The 5,587-nt window shown below is 38.9% G+C and carries 7 protein-coding genes and 1 pseudogene; 4 read left to right on the top strand and 4 right to left on the bottom strand.

The window, feature by feature from the left end; genetic code table 11:
* Positions 1-63 precede the first annotated feature (63 nt).
* Both AN395_RS19710 and AN395_RS14605 read right to left on the bottom strand, forming a co-directional pair.
* Positions 64-432 (bottom strand): hypothetical protein, encoded by a 369-nt coding sequence (locus AN395_RS19710; protein WP_235576585.1) that lies wholly within the window; start codon positions 430-432, stop codon positions 64-66.
* A gap of 298 nt (positions 433-730) precedes the next feature.
* On the bottom strand, positions 731-1,681 hold the full coding sequence (locus AN395_RS14605) for an SDR family oxidoreductase (protein WP_054983423.1): 951 nt from the start codon (positions 1,679-1,681) through the stop codon (positions 731-733).
* A gap of 207 nt (positions 1,682-1,888) precedes the next feature.
* Here AN395_RS14605 and AN395_RS14600 point away from each other — a divergent pair, with 207 nt between their 5' ends.
* Both AN395_RS14600 and AN395_RS14595 read left to right on the top strand, forming a co-directional pair.
* Positions 1,889-2,854: an AraC family transcriptional regulator gene (locus AN395_RS14600; protein WP_054983422.1), complete on the top strand. Its 966-nt coding sequence runs from the start codon at positions 1,889-1,891 to the stop codon at positions 2,852-2,854.
* 2 nt (positions 2,855-2,856) lie between these two features.
* Positions 2,857-3,222, top strand: coding sequence for a DUF4345 family protein (locus AN395_RS14595; protein WP_054983421.1), 366 nt, complete (start codon positions 2,857-2,859; stop codon positions 3,220-3,222).
* A gap of 87 nt (positions 3,223-3,309) precedes the next feature.
* On the opposite strand, the gene AN395_RS14590 is transcribed toward AN395_RS14595, so the two are convergent.
* Entirely contained in the window at positions 3,310-3,813 is a 504-nt protein-coding gene (locus AN395_RS14590; RefSeq protein WP_054983420.1) for a hypothetical protein, read from the bottom strand.
* 496 nt (positions 3,814-4,309) lie between these two features.
* On the opposite strand from AN395_RS14590, the gene AN395_RS14585 reads away from it, so the two are divergent.
* Both AN395_RS14585 and AN395_RS14580 read left to right on the top strand, forming a co-directional pair.
* Positions 4,310-4,816 carry an RNA polymerase sigma factor gene (locus tag AN395_RS14585; protein WP_054983419.1) on the top strand — a complete coding sequence of 169 codons (507 nt, stop codon included), beginning with the start codon at positions 4,310-4,312 and terminating at the stop codon, positions 4,814-4,816.
* Position 4,817: 1 nt separating this feature from the next.
* Entirely contained in the window at positions 4,818-5,477 is a 660-nt protein-coding gene (locus AN395_RS14580) for a hypothetical protein (protein WP_054983418.1), read from the top strand.
* Between the two features lie 49 nt (positions 5,478-5,526).
* On the opposite strand, the pseudogene AN395_RS19705 reads toward AN395_RS14580, so the two are convergent.
* Positions 5,527-5,587: pseudogene (locus tag AN395_RS19705) on the bottom strand (endonuclease III); the annotation flags it as partial.

Genomic DNA, 5,587 nt, shown 5'->3' with positions numbered 1-5,587 from the left:
GGTTACAAACCTCGCGCCGCGATTTGATCGCCCCTAGATTGAACAAATTTCAATCCGCAAAAATCAACACGTCCTCTGTTTGGCTGATTCTACAGACACCAAGCCATCGTTTTTACCTTTAAAATAATGCTGTGTCAGGGTGGATGCTTTAGTACCGGCTATTACGCCTAAATTAATGTCCAGCTCATTTATGGTGTTGCCCAAACTCTTACTGCCTGTAATTAAAGATTGACTTACACCGCCGGCTATATGCATTAGCCATGAACCATTTAAATGATTAGCTAATTCACTGCCTTTGTTAGGCGTGCCAATTAACACGACATTTCCAAGTGTATTACCATTAAATACCCGAGGGTTATTTTGCAAGTAGGCTCTAATAACTAAGCCACCTAGGGAGTGGCCTACAAAATGTACTTTACTCGCGTTAGCAATACAGGCATTAATTTGTGTGGTTGTTTGCGTAAATACAGCCTCAATACTTTGCCCTAAAGAGGCGTAATTTAGGCTGCATACTTTATAATGAGCACGTTAAGCTGTTGGGCAAAATATCGCATTGCTCAATCGCTTCTGCCTAATCCATGGGCAAGTACTACCAGCTCATCATTAGGTTTATACTGCACAGGAGGATTATTGGTACTTTTACAGCCGGTTAGGAAAAGTAAAAGTATTAGGCCGATTACTAATGGTTTTTTCATTACTTTTACACCCTACACACGTTCGCTATTAGTAATTATATTGTCCATTTAAAAGCAGTGTGCTGCTCAGTAACCGCCCATAATTTGCTAAGTACAGGCTGATCTAAAGCAAACGGCTCAAGTTTGCATATTCCTACGGGGCCGCTCCAATTCCATCTTCCTGATGGGCCATAATACGCACGTTGTTTTAGGTTATGCTCGGTGGCACACATAACCTCAGGATATGCACCTTGCTCTGCCGATTGCGCTAAGCCCATTTTTACTATTAGTGACCAGGTAAATCGGGTTGCAAAGTTAACATTATCGCCAATAAGAGAGGTATTAGCTGCACCTGGGTGACACACAAACACCTGCACATTTTTATTGGCAGCGGCTATTTTATTTTGCAGCTCATAAGCAAACATCATTTGTGCAAGTTTACTGTGGCAGTAGGTCTTATTTGGGTGGTAGTTTTTATTCCAATTCATGTCATCAAATTGAATCGTTTTAAGCCCCATTTTGTAGCCTTCACTGGCCACTACAACAATACGCCCGCTAGATTGCTCTATTTTATTAAATAGCAAACCACACAGTAAAAAGTGCCCATAGTGGTTAACCCCTAACTGACTTTCAAAGCCGTCTTTAGTAAATTGCTGAGTCGCGACCTGCGCAATAGCGCCGTTACAAATAAGTGCATCTATGTGTGGCACAGCTTGTAATACCTCGTTGGCTGCATGGCGTACTGATGCAAGCTCTGCTAGGTCCATTTTTATAAAGCTCACATCGGTACTATTGCCAAACTCCTGTTTTAACTTAGCAATAGCTTCATCTGATTTTAAAGGGTTACGATTGAGCATAACTACTTTTGCGCCTTTAGCGAGTAATAGTCGGGTTGCTTCAAAGCCTGCGCCTGTATTTGCTCCCGTTATTAGATAGCATTTACCAACTAAAGAACTGAGTTGGTCGGGAGTCCAGCCAGAAGGGCCAAATGGGGTAGTTGCGCTCATTAGTTAAATTCCTATCAATATAAGTATAAATATGCAGTACAGGGCTATGCGCATTGTTCCACATTGCTTGTTAGGTAATATAACTCTCGCTACTAGGTGTAACTAGGCGATATCCTCTTTAAAATATGCCTATTTGTATCGCTGCATTGAGAATGTGTATCTACGATGCTAGATTAGAATTATTCACTATTTAAAGGGTATGGGTGAGTGAGCAAACACCACATTAAGCAACTTATACAAAATAGCCTGTCTTTTAACGATGTAAACAACGATGAAAATTATGCCCAAGGACTAATAGAAACGGGTATTAAAGGTGTTCAGTTGTTTAAAGTAACGCAGGCTATGCGCTGTGCACCTGCGGTATACGAGCCGTGTATTGTTGCTATAGTCAGTGGCGCTAAAGAAGCCATACTCGATGGTAAGCATTTTATATACGATGAAAATAATTATATGTGCTGCCCTATGTCTATGCCGGTAGAAGCGGGTACACCCACGGCTTCACCTGAGAACCCCTTGCTAGGCGTTATTGTATCGCTAGATACAAAAGTGATGACCGAATTATCTATTACCATGGCTGCACAAGGTGTAAAAAAACACGCATCAGGCCCCAAAACGCAAGGGCTTACACTCGCAGCATGGGATGACTCATTTACCGATTCATTACTACGATTGCTGCAACTTGTAGGCAACCCTGTAGATATTGCGGTTTTAGGTGAAGGGCGACTGCGAGAATTATATTACGCCATATTAAACGGACAGGCAGGTAGTAGTGTGCACCAAGCCTTTGGCGTAGGAAACGACATAGCACGCTCAATTGATTATTTGGCATCTCGATTAGATGAGAGCATAACCATAGACGATATGGCAGCAAAAATTGGCGTAAGTAGGGCAGTTTTGCATCGAAAATTTAAGGATGCGACCAGTATGTCGCCGATTCAATTTGTTAAATCTATGCGCTTAAATACCGCCGCGATGAAAATTGCAGCGGGTATGAACGTAAGTTCGGCGGCCATGTCGGTAGGCTATGTTAGCTCATCACAATTTAGCCGAGAATTTAAACGTATGTATGGGCAATCGCCAAAGCAGTGGAGCCAAGCAAAGGAGTTACCTCAGGAGCTTGTTGAGCAATCGATTGTTCAAACAGTTGATCAAACAACCAGCCTGAGGGATTGATCATGGATAATATAGTCATTTTTAGGGTTGTTGGTGCGGTATTAATTATTTTTGGCATAGTGTTAGCTGCCAACCCTGAGCTGATAAGCAATAAGCCAGTTCCTAATGATATTTTTAAGGCCGTAGAGCGCAGAATTTGGTGGGGTTTATTTATTGGTTTTGGCTTATTGCTGCAATTTCATTTTCAGCTTGTACCTTGGCAAGCTACTATAGCGGCAACACTGTCATCGTTACTCGTAGGACTATTAATTGCAAGGCTTATTGGCATTATGTTAGATGGCTCGGTAGCAAAACAGTGGCTGAATGTGGGTATTGAATTAGTAATACTCGCGCCTTTAATTTGGTGGTATTTAAAAGTACGCACTTAGTATCAGAGTTAAACCGCTATAAATCTTAGTATCGCCTTAGAGTGTAACGCTTAATACCTTTAAGGCGTGATAAGCAAACAAAGGCGTTTACCCATGAGCTTTACTTTGAGTTAGCGCCATTTCTTCAGACCAAGGTACATAGAGTGCAGGAGTTAAGTTTTTATTATCGGCCAAAATTACTTTCGCGATTGGCCGTCCGAAATATTCAGTTGGCTCAAATGAGCAAATATCTTTTAAATTAATTGAAATATAACAATTTGCTTTTTTGATTAATAAAGCTGATTCATCCATACGTGCATGAACTGTTATTTGTAAGTTCATGTAAGGAACCATCGATACTATGTGTTCACCTAAGTGAAATCTGTCTCGCTCTATCTCATCTCCTATTGCTTTTAAATAGTTAATATATGCTTTCCAACGCTTTAAAATTAATAAGGTTAAAAATGAAATAAAACAAATTAGGCTTAAAAGAATCGAATGAAATACAGAAAATTGACCCAAATAATAAAATGCACCCGCCAGTATAAGCACAACAGCTAAATTTAATAATGACCACTTATTTGGCTGAAATTTTGAATGATTACTTTGCAAAATACATCCTTGAAGTTATGTGGTTTCTTACAGCGCTAACGCAGAAACCTCCTTAAATTATTATTCACTATTAATAGCAGATTGTATGTTTTTTACCACCGTTAGCCTGAGTCATATTTGATAACCAGAGATACAATAATATTAACTATTGCTATATTAAAAAAATCTTTTAACTAGGAGTCCCCTTTTAATAGTAGGCAGAAAAAAGAGCTAACACCTCGCTTTGCTCTTATACTTAGCTTATTACTCCCTCCAATAATTATTTTTTAATAGTTGTGATTATTTCAGCGATACTGCGAATAACTAGATAAGACGACTATGTGAGTACTATCGTGCAGCTAAAATGATTATATAAATGTGTACAGGCTATGTTGCATTAGCCAAAGCGCCGCACTTTATTACTTTTAAAAACAGATGCATTAGCACTTAAACACAATAAAACTGTGATGAGCCAAATACGTGATGAGATTAATTTAGATGATGGATTTATGCGTAAATGAACACCAATAAAAAAGCACTGTTTACTCAAACAATGGAGCAGCATAAAGGCATTATTTATAAAGTTGTTAACTCGTACTGTCAAAACCAACACGACAGGCAAGACCTAGCGCAAGAAATACTCACCACCATGTGGCTTGCTTATGATAATTACGACAAAGACTATAAATTTTCTACGTGGATGTACCGAATAGCACTGAATGTGGCGATTTCATATTACCGCAAAGACAGTAAACGAGAAGATAAAGCCAATGAAAGTGAGCAGTGCATTGTGCACATAGCCGACCTAACAGCGCACAATGATAAAAGCGAAGAGGTTAAGCAGCTTTATGAATTTATAGCAAAGCTCGATAAGTTAAATAAAGCCATAGTATTGCTGTATTTAGAAGGCGAACCCCATCAAAGCATAGCGACGAGTTTAGGCATAAGTAAAACCAACGTCGCTACGCGAATTGGCCGCATTAAAGAAACACTAAAAAATCAATTTGAAAAACAGGGGGCTTAATATGAATTTAGATAACATTAAAAACACATGGCAGCAGCAAAATAGTGTTAACGAATCGGCCATTACAATAAACCAATCACTGCTGAGCGAAACAAAAGTGAATAAACAAATGAAAGAGCTTAATACTATGAAGTGGGCACGTATTATTGAAAGCGCAGCCTTCTTTTTTATTATTGTTTTATTGGGGCAGTATATTGCAAATAATTTTAGTGTTTCAGCGCCTTCAATATCTGCGTTGATACTGAGTGTATTTTCCATTGCTGGCCTTGCAGGTAATATCGGCCAAATAGTGCATATTGCTAACGTTGATTATGCAAAGCCAATTAGCCAACTTCAAAAAGACGTTTACCGCCTTTGCTCACATAAATTACAACTAACTAAGTTGTTGCTTATGTCTGCACCTTTTTATATGGCTTATGTGTTTATTGGCTTTGATGTGCTATTTGAAATTGACTTGTATGCACACCTAGAGCAACACATGGTTTGGATTTACAGCGTGTCATCGCTTCTACTTTTAATAATTACAAGCTGCGTCTTAGCTAAACTAAACTACACAAATATTAAAGCGCCTTGGGTTAAACGCACCATTGCATTTATTGTCGGTGAGCGTTTAGTAAATATGGCGCAATTTATAAATAATATAGACTCGACAGACAGCTAATTAATTAGCTGTCTTACTTTAAAAATACCCAAAACAGAGTTATTCGAGGTTATTCTGTTTTTTCTTTAAACTCACACAAGTCTTCAATAATACAGCTGCCGCATTTAGGC

Origin of the sequence: Pseudoalteromonas sp. P1-30, assembly GCF_001400005.1 — a bacterium.
GTDB classification, from domain to species: Bacteria; Pseudomonadota; Gammaproteobacteria; order Enterobacterales; family Alteromonadaceae; genus Pseudoalteromonas; species Pseudoalteromonas atlantica.
The sequence above is the reverse complement of the archived record's forward strand: the minus strand, read 5'-3'. Positions and strand labels throughout refer to the sequence as shown.

What these genes read in the sequence shown, in the direction of transcription:
- AN395_RS14605 (WP_054983423.1), bottom strand. Translation starts at nt 1,681, where the DNA reads ATGAGCGCAACTACCCCATTTGGCCCTTCTGGCTGGACTCCCGACCAA.
- AN395_RS14595 (WP_054983421.1), top strand. Translation starts at nt 2,857, where the DNA reads ATGGATAATATAGTCATTTTTAGGGTTGTTGGTGCGGTATTAATTATT.
- AN395_RS14585 (WP_054983419.1), top strand. Translation starts at nt 4,310, where the DNA reads ATGAACACCAATAAAAAAGCACTGTTTACTCAAACAATGGAGCAGCAT.
- AN395_RS14580 (WP_054983418.1), top strand. Translation starts at nt 4,818, where the DNA reads ATGAATTTAGATAACATTAAAAACACATGGCAGCAGCAAAATAGTGTT.